We start from the raw sequence: 18,934 nt of genomic DNA, 5'->3' as shown, positions 1-18,934 counted from the left end.
TTTCCTTTTTATTTTGTAAAATGTAGTATATAATTATTACATAAATAGCAATTTGTTTAGTAAATTGAAGTATATAAAGTTAATATATTTTATTTATCATTAATTAAATTAATAAGTTGATTATAAGAAAGTATTTTAATATATAGATTACAAAAGTATAGTATCAATATGAAAGGTGAATTTTTAGATGACTTTACATTTAAGTTAAATATAACTTATATTTAATAATATAAATTAAAATTAAGATGAGGTAAATTATGAGATATGAAGAAGCAATGAAATACATAACTGAAGTTGGTAATTTTGGGTCAAATTATGGATTAGAAAGAACACATAAATTATTAGAGTACTTAGGTAATCCAGAAAAAAACTTAAAGCTTATACATATTGCAGGAACAAATGGAAAGGGTTCTACAACTTCAATGATAACAGAAATATTAATGGGAGCTGGATACAAGGTTGGAATGTACACTTCACCATTTATAGAAGAGTTTGAAGAAAGAATTCAAATTAATAGAAATAATATTCCAAAAGAAACTTTAGCAGACTTGATGGATGAGGTTAAGATTTCTGTAGATAAAGTAATAAAGGATGGATATAATCATCCTACAGAATTTGAAATAATTACTGTTTTAATGCTTTTATACTTTAAAAGAGAAAATATAGATTTCGGAGTTATAGAAGTAGGTTTAGGTGGAACATTAGATTCAACTAATGTTATTACACCAATACTTCAAGTAATAACGTCTATAAGTTTTGATCATACTAATCTATTAGGAAGTACATTAGAAGAAATAGCAGGAGAAAAAGCAGGAATTATTAAAAAAGGAATTCCTACAGTAATATATCCTCAACAAGAAGAAGCTTTAAAGGTTATTAAAAATAAGTGCCTTGAAATGGATTCTGAGCTTTATATTGCTAACGATGAAAATCTAAAATTTGAAAATGTAGTAAATGAGGATAAGCCATATCAATTATTAAAATATAATAATGAAATTGACATATTCTTACCTCTACTTGGAGAACATCAAATAATGAATTTAAGTGTTGCAATAAACGTAATTGAGGTTTTAAATAGTAGAAATATAATTAATATATCAATTGATAGTATAGTAAAAAGTATAAAAAATGTTGTTTGGAAAGGGCGATTAGAAGTTTTATCAAAGAATCCTTATGTTGTTATTGATGGAGCTCATAATATACAGGGTATACAAACGCTAAGCAAAAATGTAAAAAAATATTTTGAATATGATAATTTATATTTGATTTTAGGTATTTTAGCTGATAAAGATGTTGAGGAAATGATTAAAGTAATAACACCAATGGCTAAAAAAGTATATGCTGTTACTCCTAATTCAATAAGAGCAGAATTAGCGGAAGACTTAAAAAATGAAATAGTTAAGTATAATGAAAAGTGTGAAGCTTATAATGATTATAAAGAAGCTTATTTAACTGCATTAAATGATTCAGGTGAAAATGATCTTATTTTAGCTAGTGGATCATTATATATGGTTGGAGATATGAGAAAAATAATAAATAAAAACTTAAATTAATATAGAGGTAGTTAATTAATGATAGTATTGTTAATTAACTACCTTTTAATATATTGCTTGACAATATATTAGTATGTAATAAAATTTGATTTAAATAATTGTGTAACATATAACAAGTTTTTATAGTGAATCAAAAATTATAAATATATTATAAAAAATATACACTAAAATAAAATACTCGTAAATGATTATAAGTAGAAAAGAAAAAACATCCTAAAATTTTGAATTTATTGAAAAGCTAATCATTTACTATTTTTTAAGAATATACTATACTAATAAATAACGAAAAATAAAGGAGGATACGTTTATGTCAAAACATTTACATATTATGGCGCCAGAAGGAGCTATAGCAGAAACAGTATTATTACCGGGAGATCCATTAAGAGCTAAATTTATAGCAGAAAACTTTTTAGAAGATGCAGTTTGCTATAATGACGTAAGAGGAATGTACGGATATACTGGAACTTATAAAGGAAAAAGGGTTTCTATACAAGGAACAGGAATGGGATTACCTTCACATTCTATTTATGTAAATGAATTAATTCAATTTTATGGGGCTAAAAGACTTATAAGAATAGGATCTGCAGGTTCTTGTAGTGATGATGTTAATGTTAGAGATATAGTACTTGCACAAAGTGCATCTACTAATTCAGGAATTAATAAAAGAAGATTTAATGGGCTTGATTATGCACCAACTGCAAACTTTGATTTATTATATAATGCATATAATATAGCAAAAGCAAAGGGTGCAAATGTAAAGGTAGGTAATATATTATCAAGTGATTTATTCTATGATGATACTAATCATTTCTCATTAAAAACATGGGCTGATTATGGAGTTTTAGCAGTTGAAATGGAAACAGCTGAATTATATACATTAGCAGCTAAAAATGGTGTAGAAGCATTATCAATTTTAACTATATCAGATCATATCTTTAAAGGAGAAGAAACTTCTCCAGAAGAAAGACAAAATACTTTTACGGATATGATGGAAATTGCTTTAGAATTAATAAAATAGAAGAAAATAAAAAGACAAGTGAGAGCTTGTCTTTTTATTTTGCTAATTATTAGAAGCTTTATATTCGACTAAAGCCTTAGATAATTGATCTGGACATGATGTTCCTTTTCCCCTACAATCTATTCCTTGTAATTTTTCGATAGCTTCATCAATATTCATACCCTTTACAAGTACTGAAATTCCAAATAAATTACCAGGACATCCCCTTACGAATTCAACATTTTCAATAATATCATTTTTTATGTCTACATGTATTTCTGTAGAACATACTCCAGATGTTTTATAAACAAACATTTGTATTCCTCCTAATATCTAAGTAATAATTTACTTTTTAATTATATATTGAGTTTGTAGAAAAATAAAGAAAAATAACAAATAATGCAATAGTGACAAACTTATTGAAAGCTGCATATATTAAAATACATAGAAGTTTTAAGGGGGTGTAGTTAATGAGTTTTATTGTTTTATGCAATACAGGTGCAGATTCACTTTCTAAAATTGATTTAGATACATTTGAAGTAAAAAAAATATTATTTAAGTATTCTGAAAGACCTGTTGGGCCTCATGGAATAAGAAGGTATAATGATGAAATTATAACTGCAAATAATTACAGCGATTCTATATCAATTTTTTCTGGAGAAACTTTTGAGGAAATAAGTAATATTAAAATTGGACCCAAACCTAATGATTTAGTTAAAGTTGAGGATAAAATTTATACAATTTGTGGTGAGTCAAATTCCATAGTCGTTTATGATGTAATCCAAAATAGGGTGTTATGGGAGATTTATGCAGGCAATTGGCCACATAGCATTGATTATTGTAAGAAAAAAGAATTATTACTTGTATCAAATTTAGAAGAAAATTGCACTAATATTATTAACTTAGATGATTATCAAATTGTAAAAACCCTCTTAACGCCTGAATATCCTACAAAAGTAAAAATATCTAGTGATGAAAGATTTATTTATATATGCGAAAGTTATTTAGGTAGTGATGAAAATGGATATTTAGATGTATTTTCTATTGAAACATTTAATAGAGTAGCTAGAATTGAAGTAGGAACATCTCCAATAGATATGTATGAAGATGATAAAAGTATTTATGTTTCTAACTTCACTGAGGGAAGTATAAGCGTAATTGATAAAAATTCATTTCAATTAGTTGAAACATTATATATAGGTGGAATGCCTAAAGGAATTTTAAAAAAAGATAATAAAATTTATATAGGTGATTACTTAAAAGGTAGACTGATTGTAGTTGAAGATGAAAAAATAAAAAAAATCATAGCAATCGAGTCAGAACCCAATGCTATGATTTTATTTTAGTTTTCATCAGAAAAAAGTACTTGAACTATTTTAGTATAAATATCCGAAGGGTTTTCTTTCCACCTAGCACAAAGCGATGTTGCTTGTTTTTTAGTAGGAACAGAAATTTTTAGATCTATAAGTAGTGTTTCATCCTCAAGAGCCTTTAAATCAACAACAAAAGAATTGTTTTTTTCAATAGTATAGTCACTATGAATTGTTAATTCTTTTTTTATATTGTCTATTGTTTTTGAGATATAATTATCGATTATATCTCTTTTTATTGGAGAAATTCTGTCATTGAATATTGAAAGAACATTTTCTCCTTTGCTAGTTATAGTTATTAATATCTTATTATTTTTTTCAATATACTCAACAAATTCAGCGGTATCTAATTCACTAATGTATTGTTGAAGTGTGAAGTAATTAATAAAATTATTTTCAAGAATGATTTCAGTAAGTTGTGTTTTAGAAATAGGTTGTCTTAAGGATTTTATAACATATAATACTAAAAGTTTATTTTCTGCTAGTTCAGCTGAATTTTCGTACATATTAAACCTCCAATATGAAAGTGTCTATTTAATTATAACATAAATTTTGTTAGATGGAATATTGTAGTCATAATATTATAAATTAAGAATATAAATTAATAATAATTAAGTTTAGGAGTAGTGTGATGAAATTTAGCAAAAAATTAAATATTAATATTTTTATAATTTTTATGGTTATTATTGTATCAGTTGTTTATAGTGGAAAAATTAAAAATACGGTAGCAACCGAAGCTAAAGAAGTTCCTATATATAGAGTTTGTACAGAAGAGAAAAAGGTAGCTTTAACTTTTGATGTAAATTGGGCGGAGAATGAGTACATATATGAAATATTAGATGTATTAAATGAAAATAATGCTAAAGGTACGTTTTTTATCATGGGAGGATGGGTAAATTATTCGGATGAAAATAGAGAAAAGCTAATGAAGATTAATGAGGGGGGACATGAAATAGGAAATCATAGTTATATTCATCCAAGCTTTACTAAGATTAATCATGAAAGAATGTCTGATGAAATCAAGAAAACAGAAGATATTATTTATGCAGCTACAGGTAATAAAACTAAAGTGTTTAGATTTCCTAGTGGGGATTATAATCAAGATGCTTTAGAGTATGTTAGAAGCTTAGGATATGAATGTATTCAATGGGATGTAGATTCTATAGATTATAAGGAATCAGGTGCAGATGTTGAATATAATAGGATAATGAAAAATATTAAGGAAGGGTCAATAGCTCTTTTTCATAATAATGCAAAGTATACATCTCAAAATTTAAAAAAAATAATTAATAAATTAACTGAGGAAGGTTATGAGTTTGTTACTATAAGTGAGTTGATTTATGATGATAATTACTATGTAGATGAAAAAGGTGAACAAATAAAAAAATAAATATTAGAAAAATATTGAAAGTTATGAGGTATTTGTATTATAATGGAAATAAATCCTTGATATTTTTATAACAGCAATAAGAATTTTATTAATTACTAAGGGAGAGAGGGGTAAAGATGGACAATTTGATGTTAAATAACAAGATTTATCTTGAAGGAAAAATTGTAAGTGGTATGGAATTTAGTCATGAGATGTATGGGGAAGGTTTTTATACTTTCTTAATGGAGGTAACTAGGTTAAGTGATTCTGTAGATTTATTAAACATTACGGTATCTGAAAGACTTATTAGTAATATGGATTTATCTATAGGTAAAGAAATAGTAGTATTAGGTCAATTAAGATCTTATAATAAATTTGTAGATGGTGCGAACAAGTTAATATTAACAGTTTTTGCAAGAAACATAGAGCCATGCATAGAAAAGAGTAAAAATCCAAATGAAATATTCTTAGATGGGTATATATGTAAGGAACCAGTATATAGAAAAACACCATTTGGAAGGGAAATAGCAGATGTATTATTAGCTGTAAATAGAGCTTACAATAAGTCAGATTACATCCCAACAATTGCTTGGGGTAGAAATTCAAGATTCTGTCAAACATTAGAAGTTGGCGATAATATTAGGGTATGGGGAAGACTACAAAGTAGAGAGTATCAAAAAAAGATAAATGAAACGGAAGTAGTTAAAAAGGTTGCTTATGAGGTATCAATTTCTAAAATGGAAAAGGTATCTGAGGAAGAAAGAGCAGAAAATAGTAATCCTAATCATGAGGAAGGTGCTGTATAGCACAATAAAAAAGGCTCCCACAAAATGGGAGCTTTTTTTTATTTTCTTAAATCATCTAAAATTTGAGTTTTATCCTTTGTTTTATCATCAACATTTTTAATTATTCTTGCAGGTGAACCGGCAACAACAACACCAGCAGGAACATCTTCAGTAACAACTGAACCAGCAGCAACAACAGCACCAGCTCCGATTTTAACACCTTCTAAGATAACTGCATTAGCACCTATCATAGCATCGTCTCCAATTTGACAAGGTTCCTTGCTTGGTGGTTCTAAAACACCAGCAACAACAGCACCAGCACCTAAGTGAACTCTCTTACCTAATTGACCTCTAGCTCCGATAACAGCATTCATATCTACCATAGTACCTTCACCAATTTCAGCACCGATATTTATTACAGCGCCCATCATGATTACAGCGTTTTTACCGATAGAAACTCTATCTCTAATTATTGCACCAGGTTCTATTCTTGCGTCAATTGATAAAAGGTCTAACATTGGTATTGCTGAGTTTCTTCTATCATTTTCAACTCTGAAAGATTTAATCTTGTGTTTGTTTTCTAATATTATTTCAGTAATTACATCACTTTCTCCAAATAATATGTAAAAATTATTGTCACCATAATGTTCAACATTTCCTAGTGAATCAACGTTTAACTCTCCGTTAACATATACCTTTACTGGAGTTGTCTTTTTTGATTCTTTGATAAATCTTGCTATCTCATATGGATCAGTTAAATTATAATTCATAAAATCATCCTTTCTTCATTTGCCCCAAATATTTATTCAAGCATTTATATTATAATAGAATTACAAATTATTTTAAAGAGACATTAGTAAAATAGTAGAAAAAACTTTACTGAATAGCATATTTGCTATAAAATTACTTGAGAGTAATGTTAGTTTTAATATTAAATGAGGGGGCAAAGAATATGAATGAAAATTTAGATAGAGTAAAGATATCTGGAATAAGAAAATTCTATAATGAGGTACAAAAGGTTGAAGGAGCAATTTCATTAACATTAGGTCAACCAGATTTTAAGCTTCCAACTTCAATTGAAGAAGGGTTAATAAATGCAATACAAGAAAATAAAACTACATATACAAGTAATGCAGGTATAGTTGAATTAAGAGAAGAAATAAGCAAATATCTTTTAACTAAGGACATTGACTATGAGGCAGATGAAATTTGCATTACTGTTGGTGGTAGTGAAGCTTTATTTAATATATTTACTGCATTATTAAATAAAGATGATAAAGTTCTAATTCCAACACCAGCATATCCTGCATATGAAAGTATAGTTACTATATTGGGTGGAACTGTAGTAAATTATTCTTTAGATGATGAATTTAAAATTGATGTAAAAGACATAAAGAATAAGATTAAACATATGAATATAAAATATTTAGTTTTATCATTACCTAGCAATCCTACAGGAGCAATATTATCAAAGGAAGAAAAAAATGAATTAATAGAGTTAATTAAAGAAAATGATATATTAGTTATTACAGATGAGATATATGAATCTTTATGTTACGATGAATATTATAGCATTGCACAATGTAAAGAGATTAAAGAAAAAATAATTTATGTAGGTGGATTTTCAAAAATGTTTTCCATGACTGGATTAAGAATTGGATATTATGCATGTTCTCAAATGCTGATGAATGAAATTATAAAGATTCACCAATATAATGTATCTTGTGCACCATCTATTTGTCAATGGGCTGTTTATAATGGATTAAGATATGGATTAAAAGATGTAAGTCACATGAAAGAAGTCTTTAGAACTAGAAAAGATATGGTTGTAGGAAAGTTAAGAGAAATGGGATTAGATGTAATTACACCTAAAGGAGCATTTTATGTATTTCCATCAATTAAAAAATTTAATATACCTTCTGAGGAGTTTGCTCTAAGGTTATTAAACGAGGAAAAGGTAGCCTGTGTTCCAGGAACTGCATTTGGAATCGGTGGTGAAGGCTACTTAAGAATATCATATTGTTATTCTGATAATGAATTAACAGAAGCATTAGAAAGAATAGAGAAATTTATTAATAAAATTTAACAAATATTACTTGAAATATGTATTGTTATAAAATAATAATGCATATTTCTTTTTTTTATACAAAAAATGTCCGTAAGAGATAATACAAAAACTTAAAAATGTTCGTTTGCGTGCAAAAAGTTAAATTTTAAATTTTAAACAAATTATTAATGAATTTACAATGTAAAATTGGAAAAAGATCTATGCCTTAAAGAGGAGAAATTGGCTAAAACAGTAAATGTAAACGTTAACTAAAAATAAAAAGTTATATTGTCATATTACGAAAAAAGTGTGCATTTATTTAATAAAATACTAAATGTAGACGGTGAAAATTAACGATGTATTTTGACAAAAGTGGTAAATGTATTATAATTAATATAAATTATTAACATTTAGCTTTAAAAAAATAAGATGGGGGTTGTACACAAATGCTAAAATATGTTGGAAAAAGAATTTTAACTAGTATAGTTACAATTTGGGCAGTTATTACAATTGTGTTCTTTCTTGTAAGAATAATGCCAGGAGGACCTTTTGAAGGAGAAAAAATCACTGCTGAAATGAAAGAAGTATTAAATGAAAAGTATGGGCTAGATAAACCGGTAGGAGAACAATATGTTATCTATATGAAAGGTTTATTAAAAGGTGACTTTGGACAATCTATGAAATATAAAGGTAGACAAGTTATTGATACTATAAAAAATGGATTCCCAAAATCAGCACAAGTTGGAGCAGTTGCTATTGTAGCTTCTGTAGTAGTTGGTATTTTATTAGGAGTAGTTGCAGCATTAAATGCAGATAAGTGGCCGGATAGGATATGTATGATAATTGCCACATTGGGAATTACCATACCGAGTTTCGTAATAGGATCCTTATTAATATTCTTATTTACAGTAAAATTAGGTGTGCTAGGAGCAACTGGTCTTAGTAAACCATCAAATTATATAATGCCAGTAATAGCACTATCAGGAAGTTCAATGGCATTTATAACAAGATTAACAAGAAATAAATTAATAGATGTTTTAAAATCAGATTATATAAGAACAGCAAAAGCTAAAGGTTTAAGTGGTGGAACAGTAATATTTAAACATGCATTAAGGAATTCATTAATTCCTGTTGTTACATATTTAGGACCTTTAACAGCTGGTGTACTTACAGGTTCATTTGTTGTAGAAAAAATATTTGCTATAGCAGGTCTTGGTAATGAGTTTACATTAACAATAACAAATAGAGATTACACAGCATTATTAGGAGTTTTAGCGTTCTACTGTACATTTATAGTAATTTGTAACTTAATAGTTGATTTACTTTATGTAGTAGTAGATCCAAGAATTAAACTAGAAGGATAAAAGGGGGAGAGTTAATTGAAAAACGTAGTTGTAGAGAATTTAGATTTAAATATAGATAGTGAATTATTTTCTCCTTTAAGTTCAGAAGAGAAAAAGGCAAATGAAGTAGTAAGACCTAGTGTAGGATATTGGGCTAATGCATGGAGAAGATTAAAAGCTAATAAAGTAGCATTATTTTCATTAGTTATGATAGTTGTAATAATTGCTTTTGCAATATTAGGACCAATTGTAGTAGAGAAGCTTTTTGGTTTTACTTATCAATCAACAGATAAAGCTGCATCAAACTTATGGCCAACAGCACAACATTGGTTTGGAACTGATAACTTAGGAAGAGATTTATTTGTAAGAGTTATGTATGGTGCAAGATATTCACTTATTATTGCATTTGCAGCTTCAATATTAAATCTTGTAATAGGGGTTTTATATGGAGGAATTGCAGGGTTCTTAGGTGGAAGAGTTGATAATATAATGATGAGAATAGTTGATATATTATATTCTATTCCTACATTAATATATGTTGTTTTATTAATGAATGTATTAAAAACTGAAGGTTCAAGTGGAATGTTTGCGATTATAGTAGCTATGGCAATTTCTTCTTGGGTAGGTATGGCTAGAATTGTTAGAGGAGATATTCTTCAATTAAAGCAACAAGAATTCGTTTTAGCAGCTAAGACATTAGGAGCATCAAAAACAAGAATTTTATTAAGACATTTAATACCTAACTGCTTAGGATCAATTATAGTAACGATGACATTATTTGTACCTTCTGCAATATTTACTGAAGCCTTCTTAAGTTATATTGGTTTAGGGTTAAATGCACCACTTGCTTCTTTAGGAACATTAGCAAATGATGCAAAAGGTTTATTAACAACACAACCTTATCAATTATTATTCCCTGCTGCTATGATTTGTTTAATCATTTTAGCATTTAACTTATTTGGTGATGGATTAACTGAAGCTTTAGATCCTAAACATCAAAAATAGGAGGAGAAACAGATGAGTAAATTATTAGACGTAAAAAATTTAAAAACATCATTTAAGACTCATATTGGAGATGTTCAATCTGTTAGAGGAGTATCTTTTCATTTAGATAAAGGAGAAGCTCTAGGAGTTGTTGGAGAATCAGGATGTGGTAAGTCAGTAACAATGATGACAATAATGAGATTATTAGGTGAGAATGCAAAGATAGAAGCGGAATCTATTACATTTGATGATAAAGATATAACTAAGCCTAATGAAAAATTAATGCAAACTATAAGAGGAAATGATATGTCGATGATTTTCCAAGATCCAATGACATCATTAAACCCTTTATTTACAGTTGGAGATCAATTAACAGAACATTTAATTAAACATAAAAAAATATCTAAAAAAGAGGCAAAAGAAAAAGCAATTAAAATGCTTGATATGGTTGGGATTCCAAGTCCAGAAAAGAGATTAAAACAATATCCACATGAGTTTTCAGGTGGTATGAGACAAAGAGTTATGATTGCAATGAGTTTAATATGTGAACCTAAACTTATAATTGCAGATGAGCCTACTACAGCATTAGATGTTACTATACAAGCTCAAATTTTAGATTTAATGAAAGATTTAAAAGAAAAATTAGATACATCAATCATACTAATTACACATGATCTTGGAGTAGTTGCTGATTTATGTTCAAGAATTAATGTTATGTATGGTGGTCTTATTGTTGAAGAAGGTACAACAGAAGATATATTCTACAGAGGAAAGCATCCATATACATGGGGATTATTAAGAAGTGTGCCTAATCCAAAGAGTGAATTAAAAGAAAAATTAATTCCGATTGAAGGACAACCACCTGATTTATTAAAACCGCCAGTTGGATGTCCGTTTACAGCAAGATGTGATTATGCAATGAAAATTTGTAAGGAAAAGCAACCACCGTTATTTGAAATAGAAGAAGGACATAGAGCTGCATGTTGGCTATGTCATAAAAATGCACCAAAAGTTGAGTCACCAATAAGGGGGGAAGAATAATGGAAAATAAAAATGACGTTATTTTAGAGGTTAAGAACCTTTGTAAATACTTCCCTGCAAACAAAGGATTATTTTCTAAGAAGAGCTTTGTTAAAGCAGTAGATAATGTTTCTTTCTCTATTAAAAGGGGAGAAACTTTAGGGTTAGTAGGAGAATCAGGATGTGGTAAAACTACTACTGGAAGAACTATATTAAAATTATACGAACCAACTTCAGGAGAAATAATTTTTAATGGACAAGATATTACAGGTTTAAGTGAGAAGAAAATGGTATCTTTAAGAAAGAATATGCAAATGATTTTCCAAGATCCATATGCATCACTTAATCCAAGAATGACAGTTGGAGATATAATTGGAGAAGCTATTGATATTCATGGTCTTTTCAAAGGAAAAGAAAGAGAAGATAGAATAAGATATTTATTAGATAAGGTTGGATTAAATGGAAGCCATATAAATAGATATGCTCATGAATTTTCTGGTGGGCAAAGACAAAGAATTGGTATTGCAAGAGCTCTTGCAGTTCAACCTGATTTTATAGTATGTGATGAGCCAATTTCGGCATTAGACGTATCTATTCAAGCACAAGTTATAAACATGCTTGAAGAACTACAAGAAGAATTTGGATTGACATATTTATTTATTGCACATGATCTTTCAATGGTTAAGCATATATCAACTCATATTGGAGTTATGTACCTAGGACAAATGGTTGAAAAAGGACCAGCAGATGATGTATATACGAATCCTAAGCATCCGTATACTAAGGCATTATTATCAGCAGTTCCAATTCCAGATCCACAGGTAGCAAAAGCTAATAAGAGAATTATCTTAGAAGGTGATATTCCATCTCCTATAGATCCGCCACCAGGGTGTAGATTTAAGGGTAGATGTAAGGAAGCAATGAAGATTTGTAGTGAAGTTAATCCTGAATTAAAGGAAGTTGAACCAGGACACTTTGTTGCATGTCACTTATTTAAATAGAAAGTTTTCAAATATTAAAAGTGTGAATTAGGGCAGCTAAATCATAGATTTAGAGTCTAATTTAAGTTATTAATTGCATTAGCAATTTATATAAAAAATATTAAGGGGGAACAAAAAAAGATGAAAAGTTTAAAACTTAAGAAACTATGTGCAGTTTTAATGGCTGCAACAATTAGTACTTCTTTATTCATCGGTTGTGGAAGTAACGATAAGTCTACTGGAGCATCTGGATCAGGAAGTACAGCAACAAAAAATCAAGATTTAGTATTTAACCTTGGGGAAGATCCAGAAACAATTGACCCAACATTAAATACTTCTTCAGGTGCGGGGACAATAATTGTAAATGCTTTTGAAGGATTAATGGTATTAGATGAAAATGAACAGCCTAAAGAAGCAGTTGCTGAAAATATGGAAGTATCTGAAGATGGCTTAGTATATACTTTTAAATTAAGAGAAGATGCTAAGTGGTCAGATGGAGAACCAGTAGTAGCTGATAACTTTAAATATTCTTGGTTAAGAGCTTTAGATAAAGCAACAGCTGCTGAATATAGCTATCAATTATATTACATTAAAAATGCTGAAAAATTCTATAATGGAGAAGTATCTGCTGATGAAGTAGGAATCAAAGTAATTGATGACCACACATTAGAAGTTACTTTAGAAGCACCGACTTCTTATTTCCCACAATTATTAGCATTCCCAACATATGCTCCGTTAAGAGAGGATATTGTTTCAGCTAATCCAGAAGGATGGGCAACAAATGTTGAAACTTATGTTTCAAATGGACCATTCAAATTAGTTAAATGGGATATGAAAGATCAATTAGTTTTCGAAAGAAATGAAAACTATTGGGATGCAAGTAATGTTAAATTAGATACATTAACATTTAAGTTAGTAACTGATGAAACTACTGCTTATTCTGAATTAAGAGCTGGAAACTTTGATATAGTAAATAGTGTACCATCAAATGAGATTGAACCAGGTAAAGCAGAAGGATTAGTTCAAGTTATTCCTAAATTAGGTACTTATTTCTTTGCTGCTAATGTTGGTAAACAAGATACTTTAAGTGCTGATGTTAAAAAAGCTTTAGGAAATAAATTAGTTAGACAAGCGTTAAATTTAGCTATTGATAGACAAGAAATAATAGACAATGTAGGTAAAGCAGAACAAATTCCTGCATATAGCTTTGTACCACAAGGTATCTTCAATGAAGATGGAAGTGAATTCTCAGATAAAAAATATTATGATCCAGCAGATATGGATGGAAATATTGAAAAAGCTAAAGCGTTATTAAAAGAAGCTGGATACGAAAATGGTGAAGGTCTTCCTACATTTGAATTAATGTATAACTCTGAAGGTCAACACAAAGATATCTGTCAAATAATCCAACAAAACTGGAATGAAATAGGTGTTAATGTTGAATTAACTAACCAAGAGTGGGCTGTTTTCTTAAATACAAGACAACAAGGAGATTATCAAATCTCTAGACATGGTTGGATTGGTGACTATGTTGATCCAATGTCATTCTTAGATATGTGGGTAACAGGCGGAGGAAACAACGACTGTGGATTTAGCAGTGCTGAATATGATAAGTTAGTTAATGATGCAAAAGTTGAAACTGATGCTGCTAAGAGAATAGAAATGTTAAGAAAAGCAGAAGATATCTTAATGGATGAAATGCCAATATTCCCAATCTATTACTATACAACAGTAATGGCTTGGAACGATAATGTTAAAGGTGTTCAAGTTTCTACATTAGGAAAAGTAACATTTAAAAATGCTTATAAAGAATAATTAAAAAAGGGAGAGTCTCATGACTCTCTTTTTTTAATTTCCAGCTGGATTATAGTGTTGACTTGAAACACCTTGTCTTTTAACTGATTTATGTTTTAAATTAGGATTATGGTTATGACCTTCTTCAGTTATTGGAGTTTGATAATTACATTTTTCCATTCTAGCTTGTTTATTATCTGGTTGACTATCTTTTGGCATTATTTACTCCTCCTAAAATTCATATAAGATGTACAATCTTATTATGTGTTAATATATTTTTATTTATTCTCCTATGGACACTAATTGTTTTATGTATTATATTATATGTATAAAAATAAAATTAAAGTATTTTTATGTAAAAAAGTGTATATAAAGGGGAAGAGATTAGAATGTTAAATGGGAAAAGTGAGATTTATATGGGAGAATTATTAGAAGATAATGCTTTATTTAGTATAAGCGAGGGTACGTGTAAATTAGAAGATAAAAATTGTACTTATTATAGAATACCATCTTTAATACAAACTACTAAAGGAACTCTTTTAGCATTTTGTGATGCTAGATATGATACTGCAGATGATAATTTAGGAAGAATATCTTGTGTTGTTAGAAGAAGTGAGGATTGTGGGAAGACTTGGGCAGAACCAATATTAGTTTGTAAATATCCTAATTTATATGGAAAAGAATATAGTAATGTATCTAGAACCATGGATACAACGACATTAGTAACCAAAAGTGGTAAAATTTTTACTCTTCATGGTCAATGGAAAAGTAATGCCTTTAACTGGACTAGAACAGAAGAAACACCAGATACTGATTGGAAGGCTGTTATATCTATGTCAATAGATGAAGGAATTACTTGGTCTAATACTGATATTAGTTCTTTAGCTAATGGTAATGGAGATATTGTTTCATTTTTAGGTGGGGTTGGTACAGGGATACAAATGGAGAATGGGACATTAGTACTACCTATAGATGTATGTAGAAGAATAAATGGAAAAAACAAAACGTTTTCTTCTATTATTTATTCTTTAGATGATGGACAAAGTTGGAACATGCCTAAAGGATATGCCGAAGAAGGAACTAGTGAATGCGATATTTTAGAAATTGAAAATGGCACACTATTATTAAACTGTAGAAGAGAATTTAATGATAGGGGATGTTATATATCTAAAGATATGGGTGAGACGTGGGAAATTTATACACAATTGCATAATGGTATTAGCAATAATAAAAATTCATCAGCTTGTCAAGCATCATTTATAAAAATTATTCTTTCTGATAATAGACAAGTTGGATTATTATCAACTCCTAAGAATTTGAATGGAGGAGTTAAAAGAGATAATTTAACTTTATATGCAACATACGATTTTATGAGTTGGAAAGAAATAAGTGTATTATATAAAGAAAATCAAAGTGAAGTAGGTGGTGGATACTCATCTTTATGCAATGCCATAGATTCAGATAATTTAAATCATTTATTTTTACTTCAAGAAAAAGATGGAGATATAGTATTTAGAGATTTTACTAATTTATTAGAAGATATAATAAGATAATAATTATAAAAATAAAGAGTCTAACAATTTTAATTGCTAGACTCTTTTCATTATAATCCTAAAACATTATCCATATTATAAAGACCTGGAGATGATATTGTAGCCATGTATTCACAAGCTTTTAATGCACCAATAGCGAATACATCTCTTGATATTGCTTTATGAGAAAGTTCAATAACTTCACCAGTTCCTGCGAAAATTACATCGTGGTCACCAACGATAGATCCACCTCTAACAGCATGAATACCTATTTCATTTTTCTCTCTTTTTTTATGTCCGTCTCTACCGTGAACATAATGAGTTTCTTCAGAAATAGCATCCTTTATGGTATCTGCTAAAAGAAGAGCAGTACCGCTAGGAGAATCTAATTTTTGATTATGATGTTTTTCTATTATTTCTATATCATAATTTCCATATAATAATGGAGTAACTTTTCTTAATAATGAATTAATTAAATTTATACCTAAAGACATATTAGCAGATTTAAATAAAGGTAATGATTTACTTTTTTTGTTAATTAAATTTAAATCTTCTTCTGAATAACCAGTAGAACATATAACAAGAGGTTTATTAGTCTTTTCTGTTAGTTCTAAAAGTTTGTGTAATGTACTTATATTAGAAAAGTCTAAAAGTACATCATATTCTATATTTACATCATCAGGTGTAGTGAATACTGGATAGTTTAATTCTCTATGAAATTTATCTATACCTGCTATAATTTCTAGATTAGGAAATTCGCTAACTAAATTTGATATTACAGTTCCCATTTTACCACAGCAACCGCTTAATAGTATTTTAACCATATGATAAACTCCTTTTAAACTAAATTGTATTTTTTTAATGTGTTAACTAAAGTTTCTTTATTTTTATCGTTCATTTTATAAAGTGGTAATCTTAACTCACCAACATTCATTCCCATAACATTCATTGCAGTTTTTACTGGAATTGGATTAGTTTCTATAAATAAATTATTCATTAATTCTAGATAATCAAGTTGTAATTTAGTTGCTTTAAAACAATCACCATTTAAATATGATTCACACATATCATGAACTGTTTTAGGAATTATATTAGCAGCAACTGAAATTACTCCAATACCACCTAAAGATAAGATTGGAACAATTTGATCATCATTTCCAGAATATATATCTATTTTATCACCACATAAAGCTTTCATTTTAGCAACTTGACTCATATCACCACTTGCTTCTTTAATTGCAACAACATTATTAAGCTTTGTAAGTTTTAATAATGTTTGAGGTGTAATATTCATATTAGTTCTACTTGGAACATTATATAATATAATAGGAGTTTTAACAGCATCATTAATAGCCTTAAAATGCATTATTAAACCTTCAGCGTTTGTTTTGTTATAGTAAGGTGTTATAATTAGAAGACCATCTACACCAACATTTTCAGCATAAAGACTCATTTCAATAGATGTTTTTGTGTTATTACCACCAGTACCTGCAATTACAGGTATTCTTTTATTTACAACATCTACAGTGAATTTAATGGCATCTTTTTTCTCTTGTTCAGTCATTGTAGTAGCTTCACCAGTGGTACCACAAATAATGATAGCATCTGTAGATTCTTTAATGTGCCATTCAAGTAATTCTCTTAATTTTTCATAATCTATACCATTTTCATTGAAAGGTGTAATTATAGCTACACCAGAGCCTTTAAATATTGACATTTTATCCTCCTAAAGCCATTCATTTTTTATTAAAACTTCTGCAATTTGTACAGCGTTTAAAGCTGCTCCTTTTCTTATGTTATCAGCAACAACCCATAGGTTTAGTCCATTATCTAAGCTGAAATCACGTCTTATTCTTCCAACATAGACATCGTCTTTTCCAGAGATTTCTAATGGAGTTGGATATATTAATTCATTTACATTATCACAAACTGTTAATCCTTCTGTTTTTTCAAATAATTTAAATATATCTTCTAATTCAAATGAATTATCTAATTCAACGTTAATGCTTTCACTATGGCTATTTAAAACTGGTACTCTTACAGTAGTAGCAGTAATTTTTAAATCATTTGAATGAAGTATTTTCCTAGTTTCTTCAATCATTTTCATTTCTTCTTTTGTATAACCATTATCTAAGAAAACATCTATGTGAGGAAGGCAATTTCCAGCTATAGGATAAGGGAATTTTTTAGGAGATTCACCTTTTAAACCATCCTCTAAATCTTTAATACCTTGCATTCCAGCACCTGAAACTGCTTGGTATGTTGAATATACAATTCTTTTTATTCCATAATTATCTAATAAAGCTTTTAATGGTACCATCGCTTGAATTGTTGAACAATTTGGATTTGCAATAATTCCATTATGGTCTTTTAAGTCTTCAGGGTTTACTTCAGGAACAACTAAAGGAACGTCTTTATTCATTCTCCATGCGCTTGAATTATCTATTACTACAGCACCATAAGATGAAAATATTGGTGCAAATTTTAAACTTGTATCTCCACCTGCTGAAAATAGTGCAATATCTATTTTTTTATTTTTAATATTATCTTCACAAGTTTCTTCTACTATATATTCTTTCCCATTAAACTTTAAATAAGAACCTGCTGATCTTTTTGAAGCAAAAAGATAAAGATTTTTTATTGGGAAATTTCTTTCCTCTAGAATTTCTAAAAATTTTCTACCTACATTACCTGTACTACCAATTATTGCTACATTATACATATTGGTTCCCCCTTTTTTATTCTTTAATTATATAAAGGTTATAAATTTTATTATATAGAATGTTCTGTTTAATAATATGATGTGAATATACTTAAATTTTTAAATTTAAACTAGTATGTAATTTAAAAGAATTTTTAATTTAAATATAATGTTAAAAAAAACCTTGAGTTATCACTCAAGGTATATATACATCAAAATATATAAAGAATCCTTAAATGATAGCTCACCACATAAATTATGTGACAGAAATATACATATTCTGCATACCCCCAGTTATACAGCTGTAAAGCTTTAGCTATATACTTCGGCGATAAATCCTTTCTTATTATTTTAACATGCTTTAATCCATAATAATACTAATAAGTATCGCACCTCTATCCATTTATAAACTTATATGATAATGATTATACCTTTTATGTATCAAAGTTTCAAGGAATA

19 protein-coding genes and 1 riboswitch are annotated in these 18,934 nt (G+C 28.5%); of the genes, 12 read left to right on the top strand and 7 right to left on the bottom strand.

Annotated features, from left to right (window positions below; translation table 11 throughout):
• Nucleotides 1-257 precede the first annotated feature (257 nt).
• Together I4V51_RS15945 and deoD are read left to right on the top strand one after the other, a co-directional pair.
• Nucleotides 258-1,553, top strand: a complete 1,296-nt coding sequence (locus tag I4V51_RS15945; RefSeq protein WP_195989430.1) for a folylpolyglutamate synthase/dihydrofolate synthase family protein — start codon at nt 258-260, stop codon at nt 1,551-1,553.
• Nucleotides 1,554-1,860: 307 nt separating this feature from the next.
• Complete coding sequence (gene deoD / locus I4V51_RS15940; protein WP_195989429.1) at nt 1,861-2,571, top strand: purine-nucleoside phosphorylase; 711 nt, start codon at nt 1,861-1,863, stop codon at nt 2,569-2,571.
• Between the two features lie 42 nt (nt 2,572-2,613).
• On the opposite strand, the gene I4V51_RS15935 is transcribed toward deoD, so the two are convergent.
• Nucleotides 2,614-2,865, bottom strand: a complete 252-nt coding sequence (locus tag I4V51_RS15935; RefSeq protein WP_195989428.1) for a TIGR03905 family TSCPD domain-containing protein — start codon at nt 2,863-2,865, stop codon at nt 2,614-2,616.
• A 155-nt stretch (nt 2,866-3,020) separates the two neighbouring features.
• On the opposite strand from I4V51_RS15935, the gene I4V51_RS15930 reads away from it, so the two are divergent.
• Nucleotides 3,021-3,896, top strand: a complete 876-nt coding sequence (locus I4V51_RS15930) for a YncE family protein (protein ID WP_195989427.1) — start codon at nt 3,021-3,023, stop codon at nt 3,894-3,896.
• Here I4V51_RS15930 and I4V51_RS15925 read toward each other — a convergent pair.
• Nucleotides 3,893-4,426 (bottom strand): DUF4364 family protein, encoded by a 534-nt coding sequence (locus tag I4V51_RS15925; protein ID WP_195989426.1) that lies wholly within the window; start codon nt 4,424-4,426, stop codon nt 3,893-3,895. The genes I4V51_RS15930 and I4V51_RS15925 overlap by 4 nt on opposite strands.
• A gap of 125 nt (nt 4,427-4,551) precedes the next feature.
• Here I4V51_RS15925 and I4V51_RS15920 point away from each other — a divergent pair, with 125 nt between their 5' ends.
• Both I4V51_RS15920 and I4V51_RS15915 read left to right on the top strand, forming a co-directional pair.
• On the top strand, nt 4,552-5,310 hold the full coding sequence (locus I4V51_RS15920) for a polysaccharide deacetylase family protein (RefSeq protein ID WP_195989425.1): 759 nt from the start codon (nt 4,552-4,554) through the stop codon (nt 5,308-5,310).
• A gap of 116 nt (nt 5,311-5,426) precedes the next feature.
• Entirely contained in the window at nt 5,427-6,095 is a 669-nt protein-coding gene (locus I4V51_RS15915; protein WP_195989424.1) for a single-stranded DNA-binding protein, read from the top strand.
• Nucleotides 6,096-6,133: 38 nt separating this feature from the next.
• Here I4V51_RS15915 and dapD read toward each other — a convergent pair whose 3' ends face one another.
• Complete coding sequence (gene dapD / locus I4V51_RS15910; protein WP_195989423.1) at nt 6,134-6,844, bottom strand: 2,3,4,5-tetrahydropyridine-2,6-dicarboxylate N-acetyltransferase; 711 nt, start codon at nt 6,842-6,844, stop codon at nt 6,134-6,136.
• A 182-nt stretch (nt 6,845-7,026) separates the two neighbouring features.
• Between dapD and I4V51_RS15905 the strand changes: the two genes are divergently transcribed.
• The 6 genes from I4V51_RS15905 (at nt 7,027) to I4V51_RS15880 (ending at nt 14,263) form a co-directional block, all read left to right on the top strand.
• Entirely contained in the window at nt 7,027-8,160 is a 1,134-nt protein-coding gene (locus tag I4V51_RS15905; protein ID WP_195989422.1) for an aminotransferase class I/II-fold pyridoxal phosphate-dependent enzyme, read from the top strand.
• A 407-nt stretch (nt 8,161-8,567) separates the two neighbouring features.
• Nucleotides 8,568-9,485 (top strand): ABC transporter permease, encoded by a 918-nt coding sequence (locus I4V51_RS15900; RefSeq protein ID WP_195989421.1) that lies wholly within the window; start codon nt 8,568-8,570, stop codon nt 9,483-9,485.
• A gap of 15 nt (nt 9,486-9,500) precedes the next feature.
• On the top strand, nt 9,501-10,469 hold the full coding sequence (locus tag I4V51_RS15895; RefSeq protein ID WP_195989420.1) for an ABC transporter permease: 969 nt from the start codon (nt 9,501-9,503) through the stop codon (nt 10,467-10,469).
• A gap of 12 nt (nt 10,470-10,481) precedes the next feature.
• The gene (locus I4V51_RS15890) at nt 10,482-11,489 is read left to right on the top strand and encodes an ABC transporter ATP-binding protein (protein WP_195989419.1); all 1,008 of its coding nucleotides are present in this window, start codon (nt 10,482-10,484) and stop codon (nt 11,487-11,489) included.
• On the top strand, nt 11,489-12,469 hold the full coding sequence (locus I4V51_RS15885; RefSeq protein WP_195989418.1) for a dipeptide ABC transporter ATP-binding protein: 981 nt from the start codon (nt 11,489-11,491) through the stop codon (nt 12,467-12,469). Before I4V51_RS15890 ends, I4V51_RS15885 begins: the two co-directional genes overlap by 1 nt.
• A gap of 120 nt (nt 12,470-12,589) precedes the next feature.
• Entirely contained in the window at nt 12,590-14,263 is a 1,674-nt protein-coding gene (locus tag I4V51_RS15880) for a peptide ABC transporter substrate-binding protein (RefSeq protein WP_195989417.1), read from the top strand.
• 33 nt (nt 14,264-14,296) lie between these two features.
• Here the strand turns inward: I4V51_RS15880 and I4V51_RS15875 are convergent, their stop codons facing one another.
• Nucleotides 14,297-14,461 carry a hypothetical protein gene (locus I4V51_RS15875; RefSeq protein ID WP_195989416.1) on the bottom strand — a complete coding sequence of 55 codons (165 nt, stop codon included), beginning with the start codon at nt 14,459-14,461 and terminating at the stop codon, nt 14,297-14,299.
• 170 nt (nt 14,462-14,631) lie between these two features.
• Between I4V51_RS15875 and I4V51_RS15870 the strand changes: the two genes are divergently transcribed.
• Nucleotides 14,632-15,795, top strand: a complete 1,164-nt coding sequence (locus tag I4V51_RS15870) for a sialidase family protein (RefSeq protein ID WP_195989415.1) — start codon at nt 14,632-14,634, stop codon at nt 15,793-15,795.
• Nucleotides 15,796-15,845: 50 nt separating this feature from the next.
• Here I4V51_RS15870 and dapB read toward each other — a convergent pair whose 3' ends face one another.
• Genes dapB through I4V51_RS15855 form a run of 3 tightly spaced genes read right to left on the bottom strand, consistent with a single transcriptional unit; the run spans nt 15,846 to nt 18,496 of the window.
• On the bottom strand, nt 15,846-16,598 hold the full coding sequence (dapB, locus tag I4V51_RS15865) for a 4-hydroxy-tetrahydrodipicolinate reductase (RefSeq protein WP_195989414.1): 753 nt from the start codon (nt 16,596-16,598) through the stop codon (nt 15,846-15,848).
• Between the two features lie 14 nt (nt 16,599-16,612).
• Nucleotides 16,613-17,491, bottom strand: coding sequence for a 4-hydroxy-tetrahydrodipicolinate synthase (gene dapA / locus I4V51_RS15860; RefSeq protein WP_195989413.1), 879 nt, complete (start codon nt 17,489-17,491; stop codon nt 16,613-16,615).
• A gap of 9 nt (nt 17,492-17,500) precedes the next feature.
• Complete coding sequence (locus I4V51_RS15855; protein ID WP_195989412.1) at nt 17,501-18,496, bottom strand: aspartate-semialdehyde dehydrogenase; 996 nt, start codon at nt 18,494-18,496, stop codon at nt 17,501-17,503.
• A gap of 211 nt (nt 18,497-18,707) precedes the next feature.
• Nucleotides 18,708-18,881: riboswitch (Lysine riboswitch) on the bottom strand.
• Nucleotides 18,882-18,934 lie beyond the last annotated feature (53 nt).

The organism is Clostridium sp. D53t1_180928_C8, assembly GCF_015667795.1.
Classification (GTDB): domain Bacteria; phylum Bacillota; class Clostridia; order Clostridiales; family Clostridiaceae; genus Clostridium.
Note: the sequence above shows the minus strand (reverse complement) of the source record. Positions and strands in the feature narration are given on the sequence as shown.

Excerpts from the sequence above, each read along its gene's own strand:
- I4V51_RS15945 (WP_195989430.1), top strand. The coding sequence starts at position 258 with ATGAGATATGAAGAAGCAATGAAATACATAACTGAAGTTGGTAATTTT.
- deoD (WP_195989429.1), top strand. The coding sequence starts at position 1,861 with ATGTCAAAACATTTACATATTATGGCGCCAGAAGGAGCTATAGCAGAA.
- I4V51_RS15935 (WP_195989428.1), bottom strand. The coding sequence starts at position 2,865 with ATGTTTGTTTATAAAACATCTGGAGTATGTTCTACAGAAATACATGTA.
- I4V51_RS15930 (WP_195989427.1), top strand. The coding sequence starts at position 3,021 with ATGAGTTTTATTGTTTTATGCAATACAGGTGCAGATTCACTTTCTAAA.
- I4V51_RS15925 (WP_195989426.1), bottom strand. The coding sequence starts at position 4,426 with ATGTACGAAAATTCAGCTGAACTAGCAGAAAATAAACTTTTAGTATTA.
- I4V51_RS15920 (WP_195989425.1), top strand. The coding sequence starts at position 4,552 with ATGAAATTTAGCAAAAAATTAAATATTAATATTTTTATAATTTTTATG.
- I4V51_RS15915 (WP_195989424.1), top strand. The coding sequence starts at position 5,427 with ATGGACAATTTGATGTTAAATAACAAGATTTATCTTGAAGGAAAAATT.
- dapD (WP_195989423.1), bottom strand. The coding sequence starts at position 6,844 with ATGAATTATAATTTAACTGATCCATATGAGATAGCAAGATTTATCAAA.
- I4V51_RS15905 (WP_195989422.1), top strand. The coding sequence starts at position 7,027 with ATGAATGAAAATTTAGATAGAGTAAAGATATCTGGAATAAGAAAATTC.
- I4V51_RS15900 (WP_195989421.1), top strand. The coding sequence starts at position 8,568 with ATGCTAAAATATGTTGGAAAAAGAATTTTAACTAGTATAGTTACAATT.
- I4V51_RS15890 (WP_195989419.1), top strand. The coding sequence starts at position 10,482 with ATGAGTAAATTATTAGACGTAAAAAATTTAAAAACATCATTTAAGACT.
- I4V51_RS15885 (WP_195989418.1), top strand. The coding sequence starts at position 11,489 with ATGGAAAATAAAAATGACGTTATTTTAGAGGTTAAGAACCTTTGTAAA.
- I4V51_RS15880 (WP_195989417.1), top strand. The coding sequence starts at position 12,590 with ATGAAAAGTTTAAAACTTAAGAAACTATGTGCAGTTTTAATGGCTGCA.
- I4V51_RS15875 (WP_195989416.1), bottom strand. The coding sequence starts at position 14,461 with ATGCCAAAAGATAGTCAACCAGATAATAAACAAGCTAGAATGGAAAAA.
- I4V51_RS15870 (WP_195989415.1), top strand. The coding sequence starts at position 14,632 with ATGTTAAATGGGAAAAGTGAGATTTATATGGGAGAATTATTAGAAGAT.
- dapB (WP_195989414.1), bottom strand. The coding sequence starts at position 16,598 with ATGGTTAAAATACTATTAAGCGGTTGCTGTGGTAAAATGGGAACTGTA.
- dapA (WP_195989413.1), bottom strand. The coding sequence starts at position 17,491 with ATGTCAATATTTAAAGGCTCTGGTGTAGCTATAATTACACCTTTCAAT.
- I4V51_RS15855 (WP_195989412.1), bottom strand. The coding sequence starts at position 18,496 with ATGTATAATGTAGCAATAATTGGTAGTACAGGTAATGTAGGTAGAAAA.